Raw genomic sequence first — 1,041 nt, forward strand, 5'->3', positions numbered from 1 at the left:
ATAGGGAAGCCGTAGAGAAATCGAGTCCGAATAGGGCGATCAGTCGCTGGGTGTAGACCCGAAACCAAGTGATCTACTCATGGCCAGGATGAAGGTGCGGTAACACGCCCTGGAGGTCCGAACCCACTAATGTTGAAAAATTAGGGGATGAGCTGTGGGTAGGGGTGAAAGGCTAAACAAACTTGGAAATAGCTGGTTCTCTCCGAAAACTATTTAGGTAGTGCCTCAAGTATCACCATCGGGGGTAGAGCACTGTTATGGCTAGGGGGTCATTGCGACTTACCAAACCATTGCAAACTCCGAATACCGATGAGTGCGAGCTTGGGAGACAGACGTCGGGTGCTAACGTCCGGCGTCAAGAGGGAAACAACCCAGACCGCCAGCTAAGGTCCCAAAGATTGGCTAAGTGGAAAACGAAGTGGGAAGGCTAAAACAGTCAGGATGTTGGCTTAGAAGCAGCCATCATTTAAAGAAAGCGTAATAGCTCACTGATCGAGTCGTCCTGCGCGGAAGATGTAACGGGGCTAAGCCAGTCACCGAAGCTGCGGATATCCTTTATTGGATATGGTAGGAGAGCGTTCTGTAAGCCTGCGAAGGTGTCTTGTAAAGGATGCTGGAGGTATCAGAAGTGCGAATGCTGACATGAGTAGCGATAATGGGGGTGAAAAGCCTCCACGCCGTAAGCCCAAGGTTTCCTGTTCAACGTTCATCGGAGCAGGGTGAGTCGGCCCCTAAGGCGAGGCAGAGATGCGTAGCTGATGGGAAGCAGGTTAATATTCCTGCACCGTCGTATGATGCGATGGGGGGACGGATCGCGGAAGGTTGTCCAACTGTTGGAATAGTTGGTTTTTGGCTCATAGAAGGCACTTAGGCAAATCCGGGTGCGGAATTCAAGGGGTTGAGACGAGTGCACTTGTGCACGAAGCAATCGGAAGTGGTTCCAAGAAAAGCCTCTAAGCTTCAGTCATACGAGACCGTACCGCAAACCGACACAGGTGGGCGAGATGAGTATTCTAAGGCGCTTGAGAGAACTCGGGAGAA

At 51.4% G+C, this 1,041-nt stretch carries 1 rRNA gene; it reads left to right on the top strand.

From position 1 onward, the window contains the following. Positions 1 to 1,041 (top strand): 23S ribosomal RNA (locus VPH40_RS27900); the annotation flags it as partial.

The organism is Janthinobacterium sp. P210005 (assembly GCF_036231865.1).
Taxonomy (GTDB): Bacteria; Pseudomonadota; Gammaproteobacteria; order Burkholderiales; family Burkholderiaceae_D; genus Janthinobacterium; species Janthinobacterium kumbetense.